The 24,298-nt window shown below is 67.5% G+C and carries 22 protein-coding genes, 1 tRNA gene and 1 riboswitch; of the genes, 15 read left to right on the forward strand and 8 right to left on the reverse strand.

Annotation, left to right across the window (positions count from 1 at the left end; genetic code table 11):
- Positions 1 to 82 precede the first annotated feature (82 nt).
- From metK to G7B67_RS01595, 10 genes are all read left to right on the forward strand, one after another.
- A complete protein-coding gene (gene metK, locus G7B67_RS01550) occupies positions 83 to 1,306 on the forward strand; it encodes a methionine adenosyltransferase (protein WP_166206705.1) in 1,224 nt (407 codons plus the stop codon).
- Between the two features lie 184 nt (positions 1,307 to 1,490).
- Positions 1,491 to 2,132, forward strand: coding sequence for a hypothetical protein (locus tag G7B67_RS01555; RefSeq protein ID WP_166206708.1), 642 nt, complete (start codon positions 1,491 to 1,493; stop codon positions 2,130 to 2,132).
- Positions 2,110 to 3,384, forward strand: coding sequence for an XVIPCD domain-containing protein (locus G7B67_RS01560; RefSeq protein ID WP_166206711.1), 1,275 nt, complete (start codon positions 2,110 to 2,112; stop codon positions 3,382 to 3,384). Before G7B67_RS01555 ends, G7B67_RS01560 begins: the two co-directional genes overlap by 23 nt.
- Before the next feature lie 131 nt (positions 3,385 to 3,515).
- On the forward strand, positions 3,516 to 4,244 hold the full coding sequence (locus G7B67_RS01565) for a LolA-like protein (RefSeq protein ID WP_166206714.1): 729 nt from the start codon (positions 3,516 to 3,518) through the stop codon (positions 4,242 to 4,244).
- A gap of 13 nt (positions 4,245 to 4,257) precedes the next feature.
- Entirely contained in the window at positions 4,258 to 7,449 is a 3,192-nt protein-coding gene (locus tag G7B67_RS01570; RefSeq protein ID WP_207780845.1) for a WD40/YVTN/BNR-like repeat-containing protein, read from the forward strand.
- A 198-nt stretch (positions 7,450 to 7,647) separates the two neighbouring features.
- Positions 7,648 to 7,739: riboswitch (S-adenosyl-L-homocysteine riboswitch) on the forward strand.
- Between the two features lie 40 nt (positions 7,740 to 7,779).
- Positions 7,780 to 9,225 (forward strand): adenosylhomocysteinase, encoded by a 1,446-nt coding sequence (ahcY, locus tag G7B67_RS01575; protein WP_166206717.1) that lies wholly within the window; start codon positions 7,780 to 7,782, stop codon positions 9,223 to 9,225.
- Between the two features lie 141 nt (positions 9,226 to 9,366).
- On the forward strand, positions 9,367 to 10,191 hold the full coding sequence (gene metF / locus G7B67_RS01580) for a methylenetetrahydrofolate reductase [NAD(P)H] (protein ID WP_166206886.1): 825 nt from the start codon (positions 9,367 to 9,369) through the stop codon (positions 10,189 to 10,191).
- Between the two features lie 96 nt (positions 10,192 to 10,287).
- The gene (locus tag G7B67_RS01585; RefSeq protein ID WP_166206720.1) at positions 10,288 to 10,920 is read left to right on the forward strand and encodes a hypothetical protein; all 633 of its coding nucleotides are present in this window, start codon (positions 10,288 to 10,290) and stop codon (positions 10,918 to 10,920) included.
- Between the two features lie 148 nt (positions 10,921 to 11,068).
- Positions 11,069 to 11,593, forward strand: coding sequence for a DUF4124 domain-containing protein (locus G7B67_RS01590; RefSeq protein ID WP_166206723.1), 525 nt, complete (start codon positions 11,069 to 11,071; stop codon positions 11,591 to 11,593).
- Between the two features lie 270 nt (positions 11,594 to 11,863).
- Entirely contained in the window at positions 11,864 to 12,793 is a 930-nt protein-coding gene (locus tag G7B67_RS01595) for a branched-chain amino acid transaminase (RefSeq protein ID WP_166206726.1), read from the forward strand.
- Between the two features lie 130 nt (positions 12,794 to 12,923).
- Here the strand turns inward: G7B67_RS01595 and G7B67_RS01600 are convergent, their stop codons facing one another.
- From G7B67_RS01600 to G7B67_RS01630, 7 genes are all read right to left on the reverse strand, one after another.
- A complete protein-coding gene (locus tag G7B67_RS01600) occupies positions 12,924 to 14,267 on the reverse strand; it encodes a sensor histidine kinase (RefSeq protein WP_166206889.1) in 1,344 nt (447 codons plus the stop codon).
- On the reverse strand, positions 14,260 to 14,943 hold the full coding sequence (locus G7B67_RS01605) for a response regulator transcription factor (protein WP_166206892.1): 684 nt from the start codon (positions 14,941 to 14,943) through the stop codon (positions 14,260 to 14,262). Before G7B67_RS01605 ends, G7B67_RS01600 begins: the two co-directional genes overlap by 8 nt.
- Positions 14,944 to 14,951: 8 nt before the next feature.
- A complete protein-coding gene (locus G7B67_RS01610) occupies positions 14,952 to 15,434 on the reverse strand; it encodes a hypothetical protein (RefSeq protein WP_166206729.1) in 483 nt (160 codons plus the stop codon).
- A gap of 380 nt (positions 15,435 to 15,814) precedes the next feature.
- A complete protein-coding gene (rimK, locus tag G7B67_RS01615; RefSeq protein ID WP_166206732.1) occupies positions 15,815 to 16,735 on the reverse strand; it encodes a 30S ribosomal protein S6--L-glutamate ligase in 921 nt (306 codons plus the stop codon).
- A complete protein-coding gene (locus G7B67_RS01620) occupies positions 16,732 to 17,262 on the reverse strand; it encodes a putative ATP-dependent zinc protease (protein ID WP_166206735.1) in 531 nt (176 codons plus the stop codon). The genes rimK and G7B67_RS01620 overlap by 4 nt, the downstream gene beginning before the upstream one ends.
- 91 nt (positions 17,263 to 17,353) lie before the next feature.
- Positions 17,354 to 17,427 (reverse strand) — tRNA-Gly (locus tag G7B67_RS01625).
- Between the two features lie 220 nt (positions 17,428 to 17,647).
- Complete coding sequence (locus tag G7B67_RS01630; RefSeq protein ID WP_166206738.1) at positions 17,648 to 19,504, reverse strand: autotransporter outer membrane beta-barrel domain-containing protein; 1,857 nt, start codon at positions 19,502 to 19,504, stop codon at positions 17,648 to 17,650.
- Between the two features lie 131 nt (positions 19,505 to 19,635).
- Between G7B67_RS01630 and thiS the strand changes: the two genes are divergently transcribed.
- The 4 genes from thiS (at position 19,636) to G7B67_RS01650 (ending at position 23,425) form a co-directional block, all read left to right on the forward strand.
- Entirely contained in the window at positions 19,636 to 19,836 is a 201-nt protein-coding gene (thiS, locus tag G7B67_RS01635) for a sulfur carrier protein ThiS (protein ID WP_166206741.1), read from the forward strand.
- 39 nt (positions 19,837 to 19,875) lie between these two features.
- Positions 19,876 to 20,673, forward strand: coding sequence for a thiazole synthase (locus tag G7B67_RS01640; protein ID WP_166206744.1), 798 nt, complete (start codon positions 19,876 to 19,878; stop codon positions 20,671 to 20,673).
- A gap of 45 nt (positions 20,674 to 20,718) precedes the next feature.
- Entirely contained in the window at positions 20,719 to 21,453 is a 735-nt protein-coding gene (gene trmB / locus G7B67_RS01645; protein ID WP_166206747.1) for a tRNA (guanosine(46)-N7)-methyltransferase TrmB, read from the forward strand.
- A gap of 127 nt (positions 21,454 to 21,580) precedes the next feature.
- Entirely contained in the window at positions 21,581 to 23,425 is a 1,845-nt protein-coding gene (locus tag G7B67_RS01650; RefSeq protein WP_166206750.1) for an SLC13 family permease, read from the forward strand.
- A gap of 118 nt (positions 23,426 to 23,543) precedes the next feature.
- Here the strand turns inward: G7B67_RS01650 and G7B67_RS01655 are convergent, their stop codons facing one another.
- Positions 23,544 to 23,894, reverse strand: coding sequence for a Rieske (2Fe-2S) protein (locus tag G7B67_RS01655; RefSeq protein WP_166206895.1), 351 nt, complete (start codon positions 23,892 to 23,894; stop codon positions 23,544 to 23,546).
- A gap of 104 nt (positions 23,895 to 23,998) precedes the next feature.
- Between G7B67_RS01655 and G7B67_RS01660 the strand changes: the two genes are divergently transcribed.
- Complete coding sequence (locus G7B67_RS01660) at positions 23,999 to 24,295, forward strand: hypothetical protein (protein ID WP_166206898.1); 297 nt, start codon at positions 23,999 to 24,001, stop codon at positions 24,293 to 24,295.
- The last annotated feature ends 3 nt before the right edge of the window (positions 24,296 to 24,298 follow it).

The raw sequence follows: 24,298 nt of genomic DNA on the forward strand, positions 1-24,298 counted from the left end.
CGGGCATGTATCATGCGCGGCCATCCTTTCATCCGCATCAAGGGATATCCCTTTGGGGAGCCCGCTACCGGAGCCGCCGTCGATGTCCAGCTACCTCTTCACTTCCGAGTCGGTGTCCGAAGGCCATCCGGACAAGGTCGCCGACCAGATTTCCGACGCGGTGCTGGACGCGCTGCTGGCGAAGGACAAGCGCGCCCGCGTCGCCTGCGAGACGATGGTCAAGACCGGCGTGGCGATCGTCGCCGGCGAAGTCACCACGTCCGCCTGGATCGATCTCGAAGCCCTCACCCGCAAGGTCATCCTCGACATCGGCTACGACTCCTCGTCCGTCGGCTTCGACGGCGAGACCTGCGGCGTGCTCAACCTCATCGGCAAGCAGTCGCCCGACATCGCCGCCGGCGTCGACCGCAAGAAGCCCGAAGAACAGGGCGCTGGCGACCAGGGCCTGATGTTCGGCTATGCCTGCAACGAAGCGCCGGAATTCATGCCGGCGCCGATCTACTACGCCCATCGCCTGGTCGAGCAGCAGGCCAAGGTGCGCAAGCAGAAGAATTCCAAGCTGCCCTGGCTGCGCCCGGACGCCAAGTCGCAGGTCACCCTGCGCTACGACGACCAGCACAAGGTGATCGGCCTCGATGCCGTCGTGCTATCCACCCAGCACGATCCCGGCATCAAGCAGAAGGACCTCGTCGAGGGCGTCTACGAGCACATCCTCAAGCCGGTGCTGCCCAAGCCGATGCTCGCCTCGCTGCCGAAGAACAAGGTCCACATCAACCCGACCGGCATCTTCGTCATCGGTGGCCCGGTCGGCGACTGCGGCCTGACCGGCCGCAAGATCATCGTCGACACCTACGGCGGCATGGCGCGCCACGGTGGTGGTGCGTTCTCGGGCAAGGATCCGTCCAAGGTCGACCGCTCGGCCGCGTACGCCGCGCGCTATGTCGCCAAGAACATCGTCGCCGCCGGCCTGGCCGACAAGTGCGAGGTGCAGGTGTCGTACGCGATCGGCGTCGCGCAGCCGACGTCAATCTCGGTGACCACCTTCGGCACCGGCAAGATCAGCGACGAGAAGATCGAGCAGCTGATCCGCCGCCACTTCGACCTGCGCCCCTACGGCATCGTCAAGATGCTCGACCTGATCCACCCGGTGTACCAGGCGACCGCCGCCTACGGCCACTTCGGCCGCAAGCCGAAGGACGTCAACTACACCGACGCCAACGGCAAGTCGCAGTCCGCCACCGCGTTCTCGTGGGAGAAGACCGACAAGGCCGAAGAACTGCGCGCGGATGCGGGGTTGAAGAAGTAACCCGCCGCGACGGGCAACCTCCGCGAAGCATCGCCAGGCAGGAAGCGGACCCCCTCGGGGTCCGTTTCTTTTTTGGGCCAGCGCAAGGCGCCCGCGCGCGCCAGCCCGGCAGGGCGCCCCCTGATGGAAATGCCTCGCGCGATGCTCTATGGTCGGCCGGGCGTATCGCATCAGGGAGGATGCAATGAGGAATGCACCGCTCATCGTTTTTGGGTTGGGTCTGATTGCCGGCTGCAGCCAGGCCTCCTCGCCAACGGCGTCCGGCGCGGCAGCCGCCGCCGCACCCCAGGCCTCCGTCCAACTGGATGGATCGGGTTCCACGGTCGACTCCATGTCGTCTGTCGCTCTAGCGACGTCCACCTGCGGCGAATCGACGCTCAGGCTCACATGCAGCTCGGCCGCTGTCGGCACGCAGATGGAGTGCACCCATCCAACCATGCGGCTCGAACAGGCATCGTCGGCGAGGGCTTTGCCGCAGCCGATCGAGATGGCCGGGTACGCGCCGGTCGGGCTGGCATGCGCGCACTCACGGTCCGGCGAGGCGTTCTTCGTGGTGCAGTTCGGGGAGCTGCCGGAAGGCTGCGGGGCCTGCGAGTGGTTCTACGTCTACTCGACCGACGGCAAGGTGCTCACCCGAAGCCAGCCACCGATGCTCGGCGGCGGCACGGAGCAATCGCCGAACAACCGCGAATACGATCAGTTGCGTCGTCGCATGGGCATGTCGCACCCGACTTTCGACTATGCACGGTGCGACCGCACGGCTGACCAGGACGGCCGCGCGGTGTGCCTGAAGGAGGTCAAGGATGACCGAGCCGGCGATCCATGAAGCGTTGATCCAACCCCGCGGGCAGGCATATCGGGCCAGCCAGGTCGTTGCCCACAGCCATTATCTCGATCCGATCGACCGCGGCAACGGTCGCTTGGCGGGCAGCTCGCATGTATGGGGCGATGCCACCGCGGCAACCCAGTCGCGCGTCGTGGACATGCTGGTCGAGGCTGCACGGCAGGCCGGATTGAACCCGCATCGGACCGCATACGTGCTTGCGATTGCGCGGGTGGAATCGGGGTTCAACCCGGACGCCGCGGCGGGTACGACATCGGCCTATGGGCTGGGGCAGTTCATTGATCGGACGGCTGCCAATTACGGCATCAGCGATAAGAACCGAGGGGACGTGCCATTGCAGGCAAAAGCGTTGGTCGCCCATTTCCTCGACAACGAAGCGATCGCCAACCGACGAGGCCAGGGCGAGGAATACATCTACAAGTATCACCATGATGGCCCCAATGGAGACTACGGCGGCCTCGCGGTTTCGCGCGCGCAGGTGATGCCGTATGTCGATGGATTCGAGAAGTTCCTCGCCCAGCACGTGCGCCCGCCGCCAGAACGGCCGGCGCCGGAAGCAAGCCTGGTTGGTGATTCACTGCAAGCGCCGCTCGTTCCGGCTGCACCGACAACGAACGACGTCGATCACCTCCAGCGACTCCTCACCCGCCTTGGTTACCGCGACGCCCGCGGCAACTGCCTGCGGCTGGATGGTGTCTGGGGCGCGCGTACCCAGGAGGCAGTGAAGGCGTTCCAGCATGCACACGGATTGCCAGAGGTCGGGCATGTTGGACCACGCACGCGCTCGGCGTTGCGCCGGTCGGAGCAATCGCCATCGCCTGTTGATCCCGCGCATCCGGATCACGCCCTCCAGAAGGAGATTTCACGGCAGGTGGAGGCGCTGGGCGGGCCTTTGAACCACCAGCCACCGGTGCAGCTGCGGCGACTCAAGGCGGTATTGTTGACATCGGCCCGCGAACATGGGGTCCAGCGCGTCGATCATCTTGTTCTTGGACGCGATGGCGAGTCGCTGTTCGTGGTGCAGGGCAAGCTCGACGATCCCGCGCATCGGCGGGTGCAGGTATCGCTCCATGCCGCGTTCGCGACGCCATTGGCGCAGTCCCGGCACCGACTCCAGCAGGCGGAGTTCCAGTGCCTGGGGGCGAGCGGAATGCGGCACGGAACGGGGTTGGTGAACGCGCCCGCCTTCGTCCAGGAACCTGCGATGCACCACCGGCAACTGCCGATGCGGTGATCCGGGACATTGCCCCGCCCCTGCGCCTGCCCCTCCATGACCTCCGGCCCGGGACAGCCTTCACCCCCTTCGCGGTAGGCTCGGGATTCGCGCGGCCAGGGGCTGGCGGCGCCGCTCCCGAGGAGATCACGATGCGTCCGTGCATGATCGCGTTGTCGGCCGTGCTGGCCGGCCTGTCGTTGCCAGCGTGGGCGGCCACTGACAATCACGTCAGCGCCGACGAACTGGTCGCAAAGAATCTCGAAGCCCGCGGCGGTGCCGAAGCGTTGCGCGCCATTACCTCGATGCACACCCTGGGCAAGCTGCGGCTGGGTGGTGGCCTCGAAGCCAAGGCCGAAAGCTGGATGGTGGCGCCGGACATGGCCCGCCAGGATTTCTCGTTGCAGGGGATGACGCAGGTCAACGCCTGGGACGGGCACCAGGGTTGGGTCATCGACCCCTTCCAGGGACGTCGCGACCCGCAGAAACTCAGTGGAGACGACACCAAGGCGCTGGCGCAGGCCGCCGACATCGCCGGTCCGCTGCTCGACGCGCAGAAGAAGGGTGAGCGCATCGAATACCTCGGCACCGAGGACATCGACGGCACCGACGCGCACAAGCTGCGGGTGACGTTCAAGAACGGCGACAGCCGTGTGATCTACCTGGACCCGGATTACTTCCTCGAGATCCGCGTCGTCGACCACCGCAACATCCGCGGCCAGGAACAGGTGCAGACCACGGACCTGGGCGAATACGAGAAGGTCGACGGGGTGTACTTCCCCTTCGAGCAGGGCCAGAACCACATCGAATCGGCGCAGCTCAACACCCCGATCGATACGGCCATGTTCGCCTTCCCCTCCTCCACCCCCGCCAAGCGCTGAGCCGGAGACCGCCATGCATCGCTCCATGACATTGCTCGCGCTTGCCGTCGCCACGACGTTCGCGACGCCCGCCTTCGCGCAGGCGCCCGCGCCGGCGGCCGGCGCGACCCCCGCCGCGCGCTTCGACCAGGGCGTGATTTCCGGCCTGGGCATCCGCAACATCGGCTCGGCGACCATGAGCGGCCGCATCGCCGCCGTGACCGCCACCCACGACAAGAAGGGCGACACCGTGCTGTACGTCGGCAGCGCCAGCGGCGGCCTGTGGAAGTCCACCGACGGCGGCACGACGTTCAAGCCGAAGTTCGACAAGCAGCCGGTGCAGTCGATCGGCTCGATCGCAATCGACCCGTCGAACACGGACAACATGTGGGTCGGCACCGGCGAAGCCTGGACCCGCAACTCCGTGTCGATCGGCAATGGCGTGTACCGGTCCACCGACGGCGGCGAGACCTGGTCCAACGTCGGCCTGCCGAACTCCGAGCGCATCGTGAAGATGGCGGTGGACCCGCGCGACGGTAACACCGTGCTCGCCTGCGTCACCGGCAAGCTGTGGAGCGATTCCAGCGACCGCGGCGTGTACCGCACCAGCGACGGCGGCAGGTCGTGGACTCAGGTGCTCAAGGGCGGCAATGCCTCCACCGGCTGCGGCAGCATGAGCGTGGATGCAAAGAACCCGAACGTCGTGTTCGCATCGCTATGGGACTTCCGCCGCAAGGGGTGGACCTTCCGCTCCGGCGGCGAGAACGCCGAGCAGTCGTCGGGCAGCGGCCTGTATCGCTCGGCCGACGGTGGCCGGACCTGGGCCGAAGTCACCGGCGGCGGCCTGCCCGCCAAGCCCTACGGCCGCATCGCGGTCGCGGTGGCGCCATCGAACTCCAACGTCGTCTACGCGTTCGTCGAATCGACGAAAAGCGCGCTGTTCCGTTCCGATGACGGCGGCCACACGTGGGATCGCCGCGACGACAGCCAGATGATGGTGTGGCGCCCGTTCTACTTCGGCAACCTCATCGTCGACCCGACCAATCCCGATCGCCTGTTCAAGCCGGACCTGGTGCTGATCCAGAGCCTGGACGGCGGCAAGACCTTCGCCAACGTCGGCGGCGGCGCGCATGGCGACTTCCATGATGTCTGGATCGATCCGAAGGACCCGCAGAAGGTCATCGCCGGCGACGACGGCGGCCTGTGGCTGTCCAAGGACGGCGGCAACCGCTGGTGGAAGGCCAACAACCTGCCGGTGTCGCAGTTCTACCACGTGAGCGTGGACAACGATGATCCGTTCCACGTCTACGGCGGCCTGCAGGACAACAGTTCGTGGGTAGGCGATTCGTCGTATCCCGGCGGCATCACCAACTCGCGCTGGGAGAACATGTTCGGCGGCGACGGCTTCTGGATGTTCCCGGATCCCACCGACCACGATTACGTCTATGCCGAATCGCAGGGCGGCAACATCGGCCGCGTCAACCGCATCACGCACCAGTACCGCGACATCCAGCCGCGGCCCGGGTACAAGGAAAAGCTGCGCTGGAACTGGAATGCGCCGATCGCGTTGTCGCCGACCGACAAGGACACCCTGTACATCGGCGCGCAGTTCCTGTTCCGCACCCGCAACCACGGCCAGACCTGGGACCGGATCTCGCCGGACCTGACCACCAACGATCCGCTGAAGCAGCTGCAGGAACAGTCCGGCGGCATCACCGTCGACAATTCCGCCGCGGAAATGCACACCACGATCTATTCGATCAGCGAGTCGCCCAAGGACCACGACGTGATCTGGGTCGGCACCGACGACGGCAACGTGCAGGTCACCCGCGACGGCGGCAAGTCGTGGAAGAACGTCACCGCCGGTGCCGGCGTGCCGGCGAACTCGTGGGTGTCCTACATCGACGCCGGGCAGTTCGACGCCGGCACCGCCTACGTCGCCTTCGACCGCCACACCTTCGGCGACATGGCGCCGATGCTCTACAAGACCACCGACTACGGATCGCACTGGCAGCCGCTTGCCAACGCGGCGCAGACCAAGGGCATCCAGGGCTATGCGCACGTGCTGCGCGAGGATCCGGTGCGTCGCGGCCTGCTTTATGCCGGCACCGAATTCGGCCTGTGGATCTCGCCGGACGATGGCGCGAGATGGGCGCAGTTCAAGGGCGGTGATTTCCCGGCCGTCTCGGTGCGCGACCTGGTGGTGCAGAAGCGCGACCGCGACCTGGTGCTCGCCACCCACGGCCGCGGCATCTGGATCATCGACGACCTGACCCCGCTGCGTGCGCTGACGCCGGCGATGCTGCAGCAGGAAGCGGTATTCCTGCCCTCGCGGCCGCAGCAGCAGCGCATCAACGCATTCGGCGGCTGGCCGGAAGGCGACGCCAGCTATGCGGGCACGAGTGCGTCGGACGACGCGATGATCGCGTACTACCAGAAGTCGCGGCACCTGTTCGGGCCGCTGAAGCTGGAAGTGCTCGATGCCAGGGGCAGCGTCATCGACACTTTGCCCGCGGGCAAGCGCCGCGGCATCAATCGCGTCGCCTGGCCGATGAACGTCAAGCCGCCGCTGGTGCCGCCGGCGGCGTCGATCGCCGGCAGCAGCACGCAGGGGCCGCGCGTGCCGCCGGGTACCTACACCGTGCGCATGACCAAGGGCGACCACGTCTACGAGGAGAAGATCGACATCGCACTGGATCCGCGCTCGCCGTTCACCGTCGCCGATCGCCAGGCGCAGTTCGACGCGACGATGAAGGTGCACGGGATGTTCGGTCGCATGAGCGACCTGGTCGCGCGCATCCAGGCGGTGCGCGCCGGTGCGGGCGCGGCGGCGGCGAAGCTGCCCGAAGGCGATGCCCTGCGCACGCAACTGGCCGCGTTGTCCGACAAGGCCGATGCGATCCGCAAGCAGATCGTCGCGACCAAGGAAGGCGGCGCGATCACCGGCGAGGAACGCCTGCGCGAGCACATGGACCAGTTGTACGGCGCGCTGATGTCGTACGAAGGCCGGCCGGCGGCGACGCTGCTGGCCTATTCCGGCGCGCTGGAGCGCGAGCTTGGCGATGTCGAGGGCGCATTCACCCAGTTGAGCAACGGCGACCTGGCCGCCGCCAATGCCGCGCTCAAGGCCAATGGGATGCCGGAGATCGCCCTGCCCGAGCATGCGCCGGTGGCGTGGCGCTATTCGGGCGATCCCGATACGCGCGCCGCGCAGGAGCGCGACTGACCGCGAGGACCGGTCACCGCAGGACCGTGGCTCGGGTAAGGCGAAGCCGCACCCGGGACGCGGCCGATATCGATCCACCCGGGTGCGCAGCGCTTACCCGGGTGACGTCTCCGGGTTCGACTTCGCGGGCTGCTTCGGCAGCCCGTTTTTCATCTCCCATCCATCCCTCCATCGCGAGAAAGCGATAGAATGCCCGCCCCTGCCGAGGGGCGCTGCAAGTCCGGATGCCGTCAGGCGAAGCCGGAATCAGGCTCGGCATGGTCCCCACGCACCAACGGCGCCCGTTTGATGACCGTCCCCCGCCGGACGCACTGAACGGAGCAAAGCCAGATGAACGCTGTCAACAAGACCTTCTCCACCGAAGGCGATTACAAGGTCGCCGACATCGCCCTCGCCGACTGGGGCCGCAAGGAAATCGACATCGCCGAGCACGAGATGCCGGGCCTGATGTCGATCCGCCGCAAGCACGCCGCCTCCAAGCCGTTGCAGGGCGTGCGGGTGACCGGCTCGCTGCACATGACGATCCAGACCGCGGTCCTGATCGAGACGCTCAAGGACATCGGCGCCGACGTGCGCTGGGCGTCGTGCAACATCTTCTCCACCCAGGACCACGCCGCCGCCGCGATCGCCGCGACCGGCACGCCGGTGTTCGCGTGGAAGGGCGAGTCGCTCGAAGAGTATTGGGACTGCACGCTCGATGCGGTGACCTTCCCCGGTGGCGGCGACAACCAATACCTCGGCCCGCAACTGGTCGTCGATGATGGGGGCGACGTGACGCTGCTGATCCACAAGGGTTACGAGCTGGAGCAGGGTTCGACCTGGGTCGACGAACCCGCCGCCTCGCACGAGGAAGGCGTGATCAAGGCGCTGCTCAAGCGCGTCGCCAGGGAACGCCCGGGCTTCTGGACCACGGTCGTCAAGGACTGGAAGGGCGTCTCCGAAGAGACGACGACCGGCGTGCACCGCCTCTACCAGATCGCCGAGCAGGGCAAGCTGCTGGTGCCGGCGATCAACGTCAACGACTCGGTCACCAAGTCGAAGTTCGACAACCTCTACGGCTGCCGCGAATCACTGGCCGACGGCCTCAAGCGCGCGATGGACGTGATGCTCGCCGGCAAGGTCGCGGTCGTGTGCGGTTACGGCGACGTCGGCAAGGGCTCGGCGCATTCGCTGCGCGCCTATGGCGCGCGCGTCGTGGTCACCGAGATCGACCCGATCTGCGCGCTGCAGGCGGCGATGGAAGGCTTCGAGGTCAACACCGTCGAAAGCACGCTCGGCCGTGGCGACATCTACGTCACCACCACCGGCAACAAGGACGTGCTGACGCTGGATCACATGAAGGCGATGAAGGACCAGGCGATCGTCTGCAACATCGGCCACTTCGACAACGAGATCCAGGTCGATGCGCTCAATGAATCCGGCGCGCAACGGATCAACATCAAGCCGCAGGTCGACAAGTATGTGTTCCCGAACGGCAACGCGATCTTCCTGCTCGCCGAAGGCCGCCTGGTGAACCTGGGCTGCGCGACCGGGCATCCGAGCTTCGTGATGTCCAACTCGTTCTCCAACCAGACGCTTGCGCAGATCGACCTGTGGCAGCACAAGGACACGTACGAGAAGACCGTGTACCGCCTGCCCAAGCAGCTGGACGAGGAGGTCGCGCGGCTGCACCTGGAGAAGATCGGCGTGAAGTTGACGACGCTGACGAAGGCGCAGGCCGAATACCTGGGCGTGGCACCGGAAGGTCCGTACAAGCCGGAGCACTACCGCTACTGATGTCTTTTGCCGTCGTCCCTGCGCGAGCAGGGATCCAGTGCCACCGGTCGACCAAAACCAGGGCACTGGATTCCCGCTTTCGCGGGAACGTGGAGCAAAGGCGTGCTGCGTGTATCGCCATCAGACGGATCGCCCATGGCCCTGGTTCCCATTTCCTTCGAGTTCTATCCGCCGAAAACCGATGAGCAGCGCCAGCTGCTCGATCGCACGGCCAAACGGCTGAAGCCGCAGGCGCCGGAGTACGTGTCCTGCACCTTCGGCGCGGGCGGATCGACCTTGAGCTATACCTCCGAAACCGTGCGCCATCTGAAGCAGGCGCACGGACTGGAAGCCGCGCCGCACGTGTCGTGCATGGGTGGCAGCCGCGAGGAGATCCGCGAGCTGCTGCGGCTGTATCGCGCGCTGGGGTGCAGGCGGCTGGTGGCGCTGCGCGGCGACCTGCCATCGGGCATGGCGCGCATGGGCGACCTGCGCTACGCGTCGGACCTAATCGGCTTCATCCGCGCCGAGCACGGCGACTGGTTCCACATCGAAGTCGGCTGCTACCCCGAAACGCATCCGCAGGCCGAGGACGCGCTGGCGGACCTGCGCCACTTCAAGGCCAAGATCGACGCCGGCGCCGATGGCGCGATCACGCAGTATTTCTACAACGCCGACGCGTACTTCCGCTTCGTCGACGACGTGCGCCGGCTCGGGGTACAGGTGCCGATCGTCCCCGGGATCATGCCGATCTCGAACTTCTCCCAGCTCAAGCGCTTCTCCGATGCCTGCGGCGCCGAGATCCCGCGCTGGGTCGCCAAGCGCATGCAGGCTTTCGGCGACGACGGCGATGCGATCCGCGACTTCGCCGCCGAACTTGTGGCCGGCATGTGCCGTCGTCTCGTGGATGGCGGCGCGCCGGCGCTGCACTTCTATACGTTGAACCTCTCCAAACCAACACTGAACGTGCTTCGGCACCTGCGCTGAGTTTCAACGCGGTTCATGGTGAATGCGCGGGTTGGCACGCGCTGTTGACCCATCGATGTCGATCATCCATGCCATTCAACGCATCGGATGCACGCCATGCTTCGCTCGCTGCTCGCCACCCTTGCCGCCGTGCTGCTGTTGTCCGCAGTGCCGGCCACCCTGCCTGTGCAGGCCAGCAGCGCGATCCTGCGGTGCAAGTCCCCCGACGGCTCGCTGGTCTATACCGACAAGGCCTGCAGTGCGTTCGGAGCCGAGGCCGCGCCATTGCCTGGCGAATTGCTGACCCGCATCTACCGCGACGAATCGCGGCATGGCGATGCCATCGACGACACCATCGGCAACGCGCCCGCCGTCGTCGCCCGTCGCGATCCGAGCCTCGGCTGCGCACACACACCGACGCAACTGGCGATGGACCTGCGCGCCGCGATGGCACTGGCGGACGTCAATCGCGTCGCCGAGAGCTACCACTGGGTCGGCATGTCCAGCCGGCAGGGCGAACGCACGCTCGACCGGCTGCAGGCGCTGACCGGCAGGCCAGTGCTGGACAGCCATTACTTCGACGCGCAGATCGGACCGGCGCTGACAGCCGACGCATCCACGGTGGCCTCCCTCGATGATGGCATCGGCGGGGATGCAGGGATCCTGCAGGTCCTGCTGGGCGGCGATGCGCCGACCGCAATCGACTTCGACGTGCATCGCTACGCCGGCTGTTATTTCGTCACCTTCTGACGATGGCGGCGCCCCGTCGTCGCGCGGGCCGCGGCGCGCACCGGACGGACCGGTGGTCGGCTCGCAAGCCTGAACGGCACGTCGCCGCGACTTCCGTCATTGGTGCGCGCGCCTTTCGCTGGCGCGCGACACGGGCTAGGCTGCGCCGGTGCGTTTGCGCCTTCCTTTCCTGTTGCTGCTGCTATGCGCGGTCTGTCCGGCGGCAGCCACGGTGCGTCGCTGCGTCGCCGCCGACGGCACCCTGATCTTCACCGACCGGCGTTGCGCCGACATGGGCGCCGTCGAACAGGCAGCGCCGCAACCGCCCTCCGGCATCGCTGCTCCCGCTTACCGTGCCGCCTGCCCGCGCACCTTGCGCGACCTGGTCGACACCCTGAGCACGTCGATCGACACCCGCGACGTCAACCGCCTCGCCAGCGTCTACCAATGGCGGGGCCAGTCGAGCAGCGTGGCCTTCCACATCATGGATCGGCTGCAGGCCATCTCCGATCGGCCGCTGGTCGACATCACCGCCGTCTATCCCGACGCAAACCAGCCCGACGCCGACGCCGATGCCGTACGCCAACCGCCGGTGGCGTTGCGACTGGAGCAGACGCTTGCCAACGGCGTGACGCCCACGCATTCGGTGCTGGGCCTGAAGCGTGCGCTGGGCTGCTGGTGGGTGAGCTTCTAGCCTTCGACGGCGGCCTCGCTCCAGTCGTGCAACACGCCGATCGAACTCGCCGGTGGCCGGACCAGGCCGGGTCGTCCCCCGCGGCCTGCGCGTACCGGGCACGTCGGTTGCATCGATGCTGTCGAAGCTTCGTCGCCGCGAGCCGCGATCGATGCCTTCGCCGGCGATGCAGGGCCATGCCGCGCGGCCCAGTGCCACCAGTCCAGGCGGCGGCACGCGCAGGGATCGAGACCCGCCGCTAGACTACGCAATTCGACCTTGGAGCCCGCCATGGCGCAGCGCTACCCCGATTGGATCTGGCACAACGGCGCGATCAAGCCGTGGGCCGAGGCCACCACCCATGTCATGTCGCACGCGCTGCATTACGGCTCGTCGGTGTTCGAAGGCATCCGCAGCTATCCGACCTCGATCGACGGCGTCGACGGCACCGCGATCTTCCGCCTGAGCGACCACACGCGACGCCTGTTCGCCTCGGCGAAGATCTACGACATGCCGATCCCCTACACGGTCGACCAGCTCAACGCGGCATGCCGCGAGGTGCTGGATGCCAATGGCCTGTCGAAGGCCTACCTGCGCCCGGTCGCCTTCCGCGGCCTCGGCGGTTTCGGCCTGTCGGCCGACACCCCGACCGACGTGGCGGTGTCGGCCTGGGAAATGGGTGCGTACCTGGGCCACGACGTGATCGAGGCCGGCATCGATGCCTGCGTGTCGAGCTGGCAGCGTTTCGCGCCCAACACCATTCCCGCCGGCGCCAAGGCCGGCGGGAACTACCTGTCCGGGCAACTGGTCGCGCGCGAGGCGCGGCGGCTGGGCTTCGGCGAAGGCATCGCGCTGGCATCCACCGGGCTGCTGAGCGAAGGCGCCGGCGAGAACCTGTTCCTGGTCTTCGACGGCGCGTTGCACACGCCGCCGGTGAGCGCGGCGCTGCTCAACGGCATCACCCGCAATTCGCTGATCATGCTCGCGCGCGACCACGGCATCGCGGTGGTCGAACGCGACCTGCCGCGCGAATACCTGTACCTGTGCGACGAACTGTTCATGTGCGGCACCGCGGCGGAGATCACGCCGATCCGTTCGGTCGACGGTCGCCAGGTCGGCGCCGGCAAGCCGGGTCCGCTGACATTGCGCATGCAGGAACTGTTCTTCGGCCTGTTCGATGGCCGCACGCCGGACAGATATGGCTGGCTGGAGCAGGTGTAGGGCGGGTCTGGATCCGCCATCGCATACATGGCATTCCGGTTCGGGCTGCTGCCAGCCGCGGGTTGAAACCCTCCTGCGGGACCTGGCGAGACGTCGTTCGTTGGTGCCAGCGGCGGATTGAAAGCCCGCCCTACGCGACGGCGGTATCGCTGTCGGCGCTGAAGGACAACGTAGCCACCACGCCGCGCTCATCGCCGGGGATCACCCGCACGTGCCAACCGTAGAGCAAGCACAGCCGTCGCACGATCGACAGGCCGATGCCGCCCCCCTGCGAATGCTCGGCATGGGTCCCGCGGTAGCCGCGCTCGAACAGGCGGGCGGCGTCCTCCGGGGTCAATCCAGGGCCTGAGTCGACGACCTGCACCGCGTCCGGCAGCAGCCGCACGACCACGTCGCCCTGCAACGTGTACTTCACCGCATTGCCGATCAGGTTGCCGAGCGCCACGGTCACCGCCGACTCGGGCGCATCGACGACGAGCCCCCGCTCGCCCTCCATCCGCAGCACCAACGGTTTGCCCGCCAGTTGCGCACGGTGGGCGTCGAGCAGCTGCTCGGCGACGCGCGCGACATCGGTGGCGCCATGGCCGCGCTCGTTGCGGGACAGCAACAACAGTGCGCTGATCAGGTCGGTGCACTGCTGCTCCGCGCGCTGGATGCGCTGCAGCCGGGCCCGGGTCTTTTCGTCCACGTCCCGGCGCGTGAGCAGCAATTCGACCGCACCCTTGATCACCGCCAGCGGGGTGCGCAGCTCATGGCTGACATCGGCGTTGAATTCGCGGTCGCGCTTGACGACCTCTGTCAGCCGCGTGGCGTAATCGTCGAGCGCACTGGCGAGCTGGCCGACCTCGTCGTCGGGAAAATGCGTCGCCAGGATTTCAGGCTGCGCACTGCGGCCGGATTCGCGCAACCGCTGCGCGAGCTCCGAGACCGGGCTCATCACCCGGGACGCCGCCCACCAGCCGACCAGCAGCGACAACCCGGTGAACACGATGACCACGCCGATCAGCGCGTTGTTGAACTGCCGCTCGCCACGCAGCGACTGGGTCATGTCGTAGGCGAGGAAGAACCACGCGTCAGGGGTCTTGCGCACCGACAGCTTGTAGGAGAACGGCTTGCCCGCCTCGTCCACGCCATTCATGCGGTAGATGCCGTCGGGCAACTCGGCCCACTCCGGGCGTTCCAGCCGGACCCTTGCGAATTTGTCGGCTGAGAACGCGAATGCGCGGATCTGCTCGACCGGCACCGCCGGATTGCGCCCGGGATCGGCGTAGTACCGGCGCGCGTACTCGTCGATGTTGCGGTTCATGACGTCTTCCACTAACTGGTTCTCGACGCGGTTTCGCGCCCAGTTGGTGGCGACCGCCAGCAGCAGGGTCAGGCCCATGCCCAGCAGCAGGAACGACAGGATGATGCGGCTGCGCAGGCGCCTCTTGTAATGCGTTGGACGTCGCGCTGGCGCGGCGCCCTCAGGCATTGGCATCAGGGGCTGCGATGCGGTAACCGATGCCGTGGCGGGTCTGGATGAGCGGCGTCGCGAACGGCTTGTCGATCACCGCCCGCAGGCCATGGATGTGCACCCGCAGGGAGTCCGAATCGGGAAGCTCCTCGCCCCAGACCCGGGTCTCGAGCTCCTGGCGCGTCACCACCGCGGGCGAGGATTCCATCAGCGCCTGCAGGATCTTCAGCGCGGTCGGATTGAGCTGCAGCAGCCTGCCTTCGCGACGCACCTCGAGCGTGTCGAGGTTGTACTCGACGTCGCCGACCTCCAGCACCCGTGTCTGCACGCCGCGCCCGCGTCGCGACAATGCATTGAGCCGAACCTCCACCTCCTGCAGCGCGAACGGTTTGATCAGGTAGTCGTCGGCGCCCGAGTCGAAGCCGGCGAGCTTGTTCTCCAGCGAGTCGCGCGCGGTGAGCATGAGTACCGGCGTCTGCTTGCGCGCTTCGTTGCGCAGCTTGCGGCAGACTTCCAGCCCATCCATGCCGGGCAGGTTGAGGTCGAGCACGACCGCGTCGAAATCATGCACGACCGCCAGGTGCAGGCCGGTCACGCCATCGGCGGCGAAGTCGACGCTGTGCCCACGGTCTTCGAGGTAATCGCCGAGATTGGCGGCGATGTCGCTGTTGTCTTCAATGACGAGGATGCGCATGTGGGCGGTCACGGGACCGTCGGCAGGGAGGAAGGTGCCCGCTGCAGGGCGCGCATCGTATCCTTGGACTGATCGCGTTTTCGCCGCCGCTCGGCGACGGTCTCGCAAGAGATCACCGGACGATGGGAACCCACCGGTGTCTCGCGCGAGCACAGCAGGCTGCTGTCCTCGCGGCCCTTGGTCAGCGTGGCGTTCACAAGTTCCTGGTCGTTGAACACGCGCAGTTTCGCGTCCTCCGGCATTGAGGCGATGTTGCCTTGCGCCTCCAGGGCCGCGTGCATGCGATCGAGCGCCGCGAGCACCTCGTTGCGCTGGCGCTGGTCAAGTTCGCTGTAGATCTTGCCCTGCGCAAGATCGCGCCGGATCACCGCGGACTGCGCCTCGAATCCCGCGTAGTCGCTGGCGGCCAGTCTTGGCTCCCTGTCGCCCGCCCGGACGGCCGTGGCCAGCAGGAACAGGCTGGCAAGTGCGCATGTGTGCAGTGCATTCACTTGAATTCCTCCAAGCCTTCCGGCTGGGTAACGTTGGTAGCGGTGCAAACGATCCAGGCCGGCGTGACCGGCCGCGGTTGCGCGTTGCGGTCGTCCGATTCTGGCACAGCGGGCGTATGCGCCGCTTCAGGCGCCGGGCCCCGAGCGGGCGCTGGCGCGTCGAGGCGGCGGCAACTTCGATGCCGTCGTCGGCGCGCCTACAAAAAGGCCCAGGGGCGGAGACCGCACCTGGGCCAAGGAAGTGCCCCGATTACCGTATCTGCAGTACCGCTTGAACGAGCCCGAAAGTCGATCGACTGGCGCAGATCTGGTCCGCAGGAGGCTACGCCCGGACCGGTTAGACCTCCGTTAAACCCGCCGTCCCGGACCGCCCCCAGACGTTACGAAATGGTGAAGCGGGCCTTCGGGCTGCGCCGCAGCCGCGGCGCCTGGCCGCCGGAGACGACGTGGTCGACGATCCGCCCGGCGATATCGACCCCGGTGGCCGCCTCGATCCCTTCCAGGCCCGGGGACGAGTTGACCTCCAGCACCAGCGGTCCGCGCGCCGAGCGGATCAGGTCGACGCCAGCCACGCCCAGCCCGAGGACCGCGGCGGCGCGCACGGCGGCGGCCTGCTCGTCTTCCGACGCCCGAACCGGCCGGGCACTGCCACCGCGATGCAGGTTGGAGCGGAAGTCGCCCTTGGGCGCCTGGCGGCGCATGGTCGCCACCACCTGGCCGCCGACGACGAAGCAACGCAGGTCCGCGCCCTTGGCTTCGGCGATGAACTCCTGCACAAGGAAGTTGGCGTACAGCCCGCGCAGCGCCTCGATCACGCTGCGCGAGGCCGACGGTTTCTCCGTCAGCATCACGCCCGCCCCCTGGGTGCCTTCGTTGAGCTTGATGACGTGCGGCGGCGGGCCGAGCATCGACAGCAGGTCGACGGTGTCGTCAGGGTTGTCGCCGAACACCGTCACCGGCAGGCCGATGCCCTGCGCGGCGAGCAGCTGGTGGCAACGCAGCTTGTCGCGCGCGCGCGCGATGGCGTCCGATGGATTGGGCGTGTATGTGCCCATCAGTTCGAACTGGCGCAGCACCGCCGTGCCGTAGCGGGTGATCGAAGCACCGATGCGCGGCACGACCACGTCGTAGCCGGAAATCGGGCGGCCCTTGTAATGCATCTGGAAGCTGTTGCAGCCGATCCGCAGGTAGCAGCGCAGCGGATCGAGCACGCGCACGGTGTGGTCGCGTTCGCGCGCGGCCTCCACCAGCCGACGGGTGGAATAGAGCTTGCTGTTGCGAGAAAGGATCGCGAGTTTCATGCCGCGCGCGTCCCGGGTTGCACCTCGGTCGCCGGAGCCGCAGCGGCCAGTCGGACACGTTGGTCCGGCGTGTGCAACGACACTTCGGTCGCCTCGGCCCGATGCCGCGGCGGGCGTGCATGCCGGAACGACGTGGAAGGATCGACCGTGAACATGCCGTCCATCGCGGTACGGCCGAGCAGCATCGGATAGCGCATCGCGCCGCGGTCGACCAGGTTGATTTCGATCTCGCGCTCCATGCCGGCCAGCCACAGCCGGGTGCGGATGAAGACGCGCAGGCTGCGATGTCCGCCGGAATCGGCGACCTCCCGCTCGTCGCGGATCGGCGCCAACGCCTCGCAGGCGCTGTCCGCCGCCCGCCGCGGGGTCAGCCGGAAACCGACCCAGGGCGCACCGCCTTCGATGAAGCGCCATTGCGCATCGACATGCAGCGCCGAGCTGCGCGCGCCGGTATCGACCTTGGCCCGCAGCCGCGCGATGCCCAGGTCCGGCAAGCCCAGCCACTCCCGCCAGCCCAGAACGATCATCGGTTGCGCTCCGACGGCCCTGCGGACCGTGGGTCAATGGCGGCGGCGAACGCGCCATCGCGCCGTGATCGGCGTGCGGCGGGGAAAAACATGGAGCGGGCGAAGGGAATCGAACCCTCGTCAGTAGCTTGGGAAGCTACAGCTCTGCCATTGAGCTACGCCCGCGAGGCGTCAGAGTCTATGCCGCGCCCGCGGCCAGTGGCAATCGCGCGGAGCGTGCGCGGGTCGGGCCCGGTTGGCGGGCAATGCAGCCTGCCTGGCAGCGGGACCCGGGTGCGCTACGCTTGCCCGGGCTAGGGTTTCCGGAATTACGGGTTCCTGGTCCACGCAGCCCGGGTAAGGCCAAAGGCCGCACCCGGGACGCTTGCGCAACATCGGGCAAGGGTCAGAACCGGCTGCCCAGGGTCGCGAACACGGTGGCATCGTTGCCATCGCGCTGCGCGGCGGTGGTGCTGACGCCGACATTCGCATCCAGCCCGAACACCTGCGTGCGTGCACCCAGCACGATCGTCGCGTAGCTGCGATCGGCCTCGGCGCCCGGCACCGCGTACGGCATCGTGCCCGGCAGCGCCTGCATCTGCGCGAAGACCTCTTCTGGCGAACGCTCGAATTCGCGATCCCAGGTGACCCTCGCATAGGGCTGCAGCTGCGAGTTGATGCGATAGCTCGCCTGCCAGCCGACGCTTCCGATCAGCGAGTTGAAGGTCTGTTCCGGATAGGCGAGCGACGTCGACTGGGTCGGGTTGTCCTCGCGGAAATCGTCGACGCGGATGTGCTGGGACAGCAGCGACGCCACCGGACCGTGCTTCCATGCCCCGCTGGTGAAATTCCAGCCGGCGTTGATACCGGCGCTGATGTTGCGGCCGTTGGTCGACCCATGGTGGGTACGGGTTGCCGGCCCGAGCTGCAGGTCGCGGTCGATGTCGAAGCCCAGGCGGCTGTAGCTCACCTGGCCATTGACCCATGCGTTGTCGCCATACCAGCCCACGAAGCCGCCCAGGCTGGTGTCGGTCTGGTCGAAATTGCCGCGCTGCTTGCCCCAGTCGGTGCCCTGGCGGCCGTAGCCGGCGAAGCCGCCATACACGAGGTTGCCGCTGGCCCAGTCCATGCCGAAGGTCAGCGTCGGTCCGGCGCCGTCGTACTTGTCGCCATCGCCATAGCGCTGGAAGTCGCCGCGCAGGTCGGTCCACCAGCGGCTGCCATCGGCCGCCGGCTTGTCGCCGACGTGGTAGCCGATGCGGTCGGCGCGCGAGCGCCCCACCATCGCCTCGGCGTGCGGCAGCACCGCCATCTGCGCCGGTGCCTCGAGCACCGAGATCGCGTAGTCGGCCAGCAGCTTGTGCGCCGCGGTGGTCGGGTGCACGCCGTCGGCGAAGGCGTGGCTGAACGCGGCGTCCGGCGAAACGAAGTTGGCCGGATTGCAACCCAGCGACGCGGCGGCGCCGCAGGCCGGGGTGGTGACGTCGGTGAACCCGTAGGTGCCTGGATCGGCGCTGATCTCATGCAGGAAATCGAACACATCCAGTGGAATCACGCGCAGCCCGGCCGCCTGCAGGCCACCGAACAGGGTCGCGTTGTAGCCGGCCGACAACTGGGTCAGCGCGGCCGAACCCGCGGCACCCTGCGACAGCCCGAATGGCGTGAGCCCGACATCCGGCAGCGTCGGGACCAGGACGTAACGTGCGCCGGCACCCTCCAGCGCGCCGACGAGGGCCACCTGGTCGCCCGCGGCGGCCAGGAACTGTTCCTGCGTGGTCGCCCCACCGAGGAAGAAGAACAGGTCGTTGGCGCCGCCCCAGACGGAGTACAGCGCGTCCGGATCGGCCTGTCCGCCACTGCCGGCCAGGTAGGCGTTGACCTGGTCGGTCAGCGACGGGGCAAAGAATGTCGGCGGCGTCGCCGGATAGCCCGGGCCCGGCTCGACCGTGGCGCCGCCCGCGGCGAAATTGTCGCCGGGCGCGCCGACGATGCCGGTCGGGGTCAGTTGCCAGGCTGGCGTCGCGTTGGTTCCGTAGTAATCGGCCAGGAACTCGGCCCAGACCAGCCCCGGATTGGTGGTGAAACGCGCGGCCACGCCCGCCTGCGGGCCGAACTGCGCCACAAGCACCGGCTGGTAGAACCCCGAGTCGGTCAGGCTGTCGCCGAAGAAGATCGTCTGGGAGAAGGTGTCCTGGGCGAAGGCGGGTGCGGCGGCCAGGGCCAGTGCGGCGGCGAGGATCGAGCGATTGAACCGGAAGCGCATGCTGTTCTCCAGTTGTGAGAGGACCGGACCGATACGCCGCCGGATGGGGCCGATGGTTTCATATCCGCTGCTCGCTGCTCAAGTCGTCGCCAGTGGTCGCCGGCGCGGACCGGCGATGGGACAATGAGCGCATGCAGATCCTGTTGAACGGCGCGCCCACGCCGCAGCCCGACCACCAGACGATCGCCAGCCTGCTGGACAGCATCGGCTTGGCCGGCCGTCGTGTCGCGGTCGAGGTCAATGGCATGATCGTCCCGCGCGGCGCGCATGCCACCCACGCGTTACAACCGGGCGACCGGGTCGAGATCGTCCACGCCTTGGGCGGCGGGTGACCCGGCACCACCGCAGGCGTGTCCTGCGATAATCACTCGATGACACTCCCCCATGCACCCGAGGACGCCCTCCTCATCGCAGGCAAGGCCTATTCGTCGCGCCTGCTGACCGGAACCGGCAAGTTCCGCGACCTGGATGAAACCCGGCGCGCCACCGACGCCGCCGGCGCCAGCATCGTTACCGTCGCGATCCGCCGCACCAACATCGGGCAGAACCCGGGCGAGCCCAACCTGCTCGACGTGCTGCCTCCCGACCGCTACACCCTCCTGCCCAACACCGCCGGCTGCTACACGGCCGACGATGCCGTGCGCACCTGCCGCCTCGCGCGCGAACTCCTCGATGGCCACGCCCTGGTCAAGCTCGAAGTGCTGGGCGATCCGAAAACCCTGTTCCCCGATGTCGTGCAGACGCTGGCCGCGGCCGAAACGCTGGTGGCCGACGGCTTCGATGTCATGGTCTACACCTCCGACGATCCGATCCTGGCCAGGCGACTGGAAGCCATCGGTTGCGTTGCGGTCATGCCGTTGGCCGCACCGATCGGATCGGGGCTGGGAATCCAGAATCGCTACAACCTGATGGAAATCGTCGAGAACGCGAAAGTCCCGGTCATCGTCGACGCTGGCGTCGGCACCGCATCCGATGCCGCGATCGCCATGGAGCTGGGCTGCGATGGCGTGCTGATGAACACCGCGATCGCCGGCGCGAAGGACCCCGTGCGGATGGCGCGCGCGATGAAACTCGCCGTCCAGGCCGGTCGCGACGCCTTCCTCGCCGGCCGCATTCCGCGCAAGCGCCATGCAAGCGCTTCATCGCCGGTGGATGGCCTGATCGGTTGACCTCCGCGCCAGCGTGAAGCACCTCCACCAGGCAAGCGCACTTCAATGACCGATCCCTTCCGCAGCGAAGGCGCCAAGGCGCCGCCCAAACCATTCACGGTGGAGGAAGGCCATCGCAAGGTGCGCAGCTTCGTGCTGCGGCAGGGCCGCTTCACCCCTGCCCAGCAGCGCGCCTTCGACGAACTCTGGCCGCGCTTCGGGCTCGACTACGCCGGCGTGCCGCGCGACTTCGATGCCGCGTTCGGCCGCCGGGCCCGGCGCGTGCTCGAGATCGGCTTCGGCAATGGCGAGGCGCTGCGTTTCGCCGCACGGCAGGACCCGGAGCGCGACCTGATCGGCATCGAGGTCCACGCTCCCGGTGTCGGCCGCCTGCTCAATGCGCTGGCCGCAGACGATGCGCGCAACGTGCGCCTCTACCACCACGATGCGGTGGAGGTCCTCGAGCATGAGATCGCCGATGCCAGCCTGGACGAGGTGCGGATCTACTTCCCCGATCCCTGGCACAAGAAACGCCATCACAAGCGGCGCCTGGTGCAACCGGCGCTGGCCGCATTGCTGGTGCGTAAATTGGCGCCGGGCGGGCGCTTGCACCTCGCCACCGATTGGCACGACTATGCCGGGCAGATGTGGGACGTGCTCGATGCCACGCCGGGCCTGCGCAACCACGCCGGCCCGCGCGGCGCTGTCGCACGTCCCGCATGGCGTCCGCAGACGCATTTCGAGACCCGCGGGCAGAAGCTGGGGCACGGGGTGTGGGACCTGCTTTACGACCGCGTTTAAGGACCCGGGATTGGAGATTGGATAACCCCATCGCACCTCCCGGACAGGCCTTCGGCGCCCATGGCGCCGGCTCGCGCGCGGTCGCCGCGCCCCGTCCCGCAACACGAATCGCGATCCCCGGCTGCTGATGGACACCGCGCTGGCGCTCACCCCCGACATGAAGCTCGTGCTCGGGCTGGTGGCGTTCACGATGGCGATGTTCCTGTTCGAGCGCATCCGCGCCGACGTCGTCGCGCTGGTGGTGCTGATGCTCCTCGGGCTGACGCGGCTGGTCGCGCCGGAAAACCTGTTCAACGGCTTTTCCAGTAACGCCGTCATCAGCGTGATGGCGACGATGATCCTCGGCGCGGGCCTGGATCGCACCGGCGCGCTCAATCGGCTGGCCGGCTGGCTGCTGCGCCGCGCGCACGGCATGGAACACCGGCTGCTGTTGCTGACCACATCGATTTCCGGCCTGAACTCGCCGCTGATGCAGAGCCCGGCGGTGATGGCGCTGTACATGCCGGTCGCCTCGCGGCTGAGCTCGCGCACCGGCCTGCCGCTGTCGCGGTTCCTGCTGCCCATCGCGTGCGCGATCATCATGGGCTCGAGCCTGACCATGGTCGGCAGCTCGCCGTTGCTGATGCTCAACGACCTGCTGGTCTCGGCCAACGGCAACCTGCCCTCGGGCGTGGCCACGCTGCAGCCGCTGAAGATGTTCGCGCCGCTGCCGATCGGCCTGGCACTGCTGGCGACCTGCATCGCCTACTTCCACTTCTTCGGCGATCGCCTGCTCGAAGGCGCCAGCGACGAGTCCAGCGTCACCCCGGCGCGCACCCAGAGCTACTTCGCCAAGACCTACGGCATCGAAGGCGACGTCTACGAACTCACCGTCAGCGCGGACAGCCCGCTGGTAGGCATGTCGATCGGCGAGGCCGAAGCGCTGTACGGGGCGCCGCTGCTGCTCGCGCTCAAGACCGGCAACGAGTCGCGGCTGGCGCCTTCGGCCGAGGCGCGGATCTGGGTCGGCAGCGTGCTCGGCGCGATGGGGCCGAAGCAGCAGGTGGCGGATTTCGCGCAGAACAACTTCCTGCGCCTGTCGACGCGGTTGCGCGAATTCGGCGACCTGTTCAATCCCAGCCGCGCCGGCATTTCCGAAGCAGTGGTGCCGCCGACCTCGCGTTTCATCGGCAAGACCGCCGCCGAGCTGCAGTTGCGCCGCCAGCAGGGCATCAGCCTGCTGGCGGTGAACCGCGAGAAGAACGTCATCAGCGAGAACATCCGCAAGCTGACGGTGCGCGCCGGCGACATGCTGGTGCTGCACAGCGTGTGGACCGACCTGGCGCAGGCGGCGGCGAGCAAGGACTTCGTCGTCGTCACCGATTACCCGAAGGGCGAGCAGCGGCCGCACAAGTTCAAGATCGCGATGACGATCTTCGCCGTCACCGTGCTGCTGGCGCTGAGCTCGCGCATCCCGGTGTCCATCGCGTTGATGACCGGCGTCGTCGGCATGCTGCTCAGCGGCGTGCTGACCATTGACGAGGCCTACGCCTCGATCAGTTGGCGCACGGTGTTCCTGATGGCCGCGCTGATTCCACTGGGCTGGGCGGTGGATTCCACCGGCGCCGCGGCGTGGGTCGCCACCACCACGCTGGACCTGCTGCCGCAGGGCATGCCGCCGTGGGTGCTGGAGGCGGCGGTCGCGGTACTTACGTCCTTGTTCGCGACCATGATCGGCAATGTCGGCTCCACCATCGTGATGGTGCCGCTGGCAATCAACCTTGCGCTCGCGGTGGGCGGCAATCCGACCGCATTCGCGCTGGTCGTCGCGCTGTCGGGATCCAACAACGTGATGACGGTATCCAACCCGGTGATCTCGATGATCACCGGGCCGGGTGATTACAACGCCAGGAACCTGTGGCGGATCGGCTCGCCGCTGGTGATCGCGTACCTGGTGGTGATGCTGGTAGCGGTGAACCTGATGTTCCGGTGATGGCGTATGGCGTCCCGGATGCGCTTCGCTTACCGGGCGACGTCAATGCGGATTCGAGCCATGCGATCGACGTATCACCGTAGCCCGGGTAAGGCCACCGGCCGCACCCGGGACGCGATCATCTCCGAGGCACGAGCCGCACCTGTCCCTCGTGCACTGCGACCGCCACCGCGCGCAGGCTGTCGCCGCGACAGGGACCGGCCACGCACTCGCCGCGCACGAGTTCAAAACTGGCGCCATGCACCGCGCACACCAGCAGCCCGTCGCGACTGGTGAGGAACTGCCCCGGCGCCCAGTCCAGGCGCCTGCCGGCGTGCGGGCAGATGTTGAGCCAGGCGCGGACCTGGTCGCCTGCGCGATGCAGGATGAGCGATTCGGGCGCGCCTTCGATCACCGCATCCACGGCCGCAAAGCCCCCATCCGGGATGGCATCAAGCGTCGCGATCACGGCTCCAGCGCTCGTTTCCATGCGTCCGATGCCGTCGTTTAACGAACTGCTCACACGCCGGTTTTCCTTCGGTCCGATACTGCGGACGCGCCCAGATCCGGGCGCATTCTGTCATGACGCCACTTATGTTCGCCCAGGCTTTCCGCTTCGATCCCCGTCGGCTGCACGCCGCATTGGCGCCGCGCAAGCCGCGCCATCCGCTCGCCCGCCTCGCCATCGGCCTGCTGGGCCTGGGCGTGCTGGCGGTGCTGGTGTTCTTCAGTGTCTTCGTCGGGATCGGCATGCTCACCGTGGGCCTGGTCTATCGCCTGTTGCGCCAGCGCGGCAAGCCGGTGTTCGCGCGTAATCCGCGGGCTTCCCGCGGGCGAATCGTCGACGGCGAATTCCGCGTCGTCGGCAAGACCGCATTGCCGACCGCCTGAGCG

It is taken from the genome of Cognatiluteimonas telluris, assembly GCF_011320095.1.
GTDB lineage: Bacteria > Pseudomonadota > Gammaproteobacteria > Xanthomonadales > Xanthomonadaceae > Cognatiluteimonas > Cognatiluteimonas telluris.

Coding starts and splice junctions, on each gene's coding strand:
- G7B67_RS01655 (WP_166206895.1), bottom strand. CDS start 23,894: ATGGAAACGAGCGCTGGAGCCGTGATCGCGACGCTTGATGCCATCCCG.
- G7B67_RS01565 (WP_166206714.1), top strand. CDS start 3,516: ATGCGTCCGTGCATGATCGCGTTGTCGGCCGTGCTGGCCGGCCTGTCG.
- G7B67_RS01595 (WP_166206726.1), top strand. CDS start 11,864: ATGGCGCAGCGCTACCCCGATTGGATCTGGCACAACGGCGCGATCAAG.
- thiS (WP_166206741.1), top strand. CDS start 19,636: ATGCAGATCCTGTTGAACGGCGCGCCCACGCCGCAGCCCGACCACCAG.
- G7B67_RS01605 (WP_166206892.1), bottom strand. CDS start 14,943: ATGCGCATCCTCGTCATTGAAGACAACAGCGACATCGCCGCCAATCTC.
- metK (WP_166206705.1), top strand. CDS start 83: ATGTCCAGCTACCTCTTCACTTCCGAGTCGGTGTCCGAAGGCCATCCG.
- G7B67_RS01570 (WP_207780845.1), top strand. CDS start 4,258: ATGCATCGCTCCATGACATTGCTCGCGCTTGCCGTCGCCACGACGTTC.
- trmB (WP_166206747.1), top strand. CDS start 20,719: ATGACCGATCCCTTCCGCAGCGAAGGCGCCAAGGCGCCGCCCAAACCA.
- G7B67_RS01555 (WP_166206708.1), top strand. CDS start 1,491: ATGAGGAATGCACCGCTCATCGTTTTTGGGTTGGGTCTGATTGCCGGC.
- rimK (WP_166206732.1), bottom strand. CDS start 16,735: ATGAAACTCGCGATCCTTTCTCGCAACAGCAAGCTCTATTCCACCCGT.
- G7B67_RS01650 (WP_166206750.1), top strand. CDS start 21,581: ATGGACACCGCGCTGGCGCTCACCCCCGACATGAAGCTCGTGCTCGGG.
- G7B67_RS01640 (WP_166206744.1), top strand. CDS start 19,876: ATGACACTCCCCCATGCACCCGAGGACGCCCTCCTCATCGCAGGCAAG.
- ahcY (WP_166206717.1), top strand. CDS start 7,780: ATGAACGCTGTCAACAAGACCTTCTCCACCGAAGGCGATTACAAGGTC.
- G7B67_RS01585 (WP_166206720.1), top strand. CDS start 10,288: ATGCTTCGCTCGCTGCTCGCCACCCTTGCCGCCGTGCTGCTGTTGTCC.
- G7B67_RS01630 (WP_166206738.1), bottom strand. CDS start 19,504: ATGCGCTTCCGGTTCAATCGCTCGATCCTCGCCGCCGCACTGGCCCTG.
- G7B67_RS01560 (WP_166206711.1), top strand. CDS start 2,110: ATGACCGAGCCGGCGATCCATGAAGCGTTGATCCAACCCCGCGGGCAG.
- G7B67_RS01620 (WP_166206735.1), bottom strand. CDS start 17,262: ATGATCGTTCTGGGCTGGCGGGAGTGGCTGGGCTTGCCGGACCTGGGC.
- G7B67_RS01660 (WP_166206898.1), top strand. CDS start 23,999: ATGTTCGCCCAGGCTTTCCGCTTCGATCCCCGTCGGCTGCACGCCGCA.
- G7B67_RS01600 (WP_166206889.1), bottom strand. CDS start 14,267: ATGCCTGAGGGCGCCGCGCCAGCGCGACGTCCAACGCATTACAAGAGG.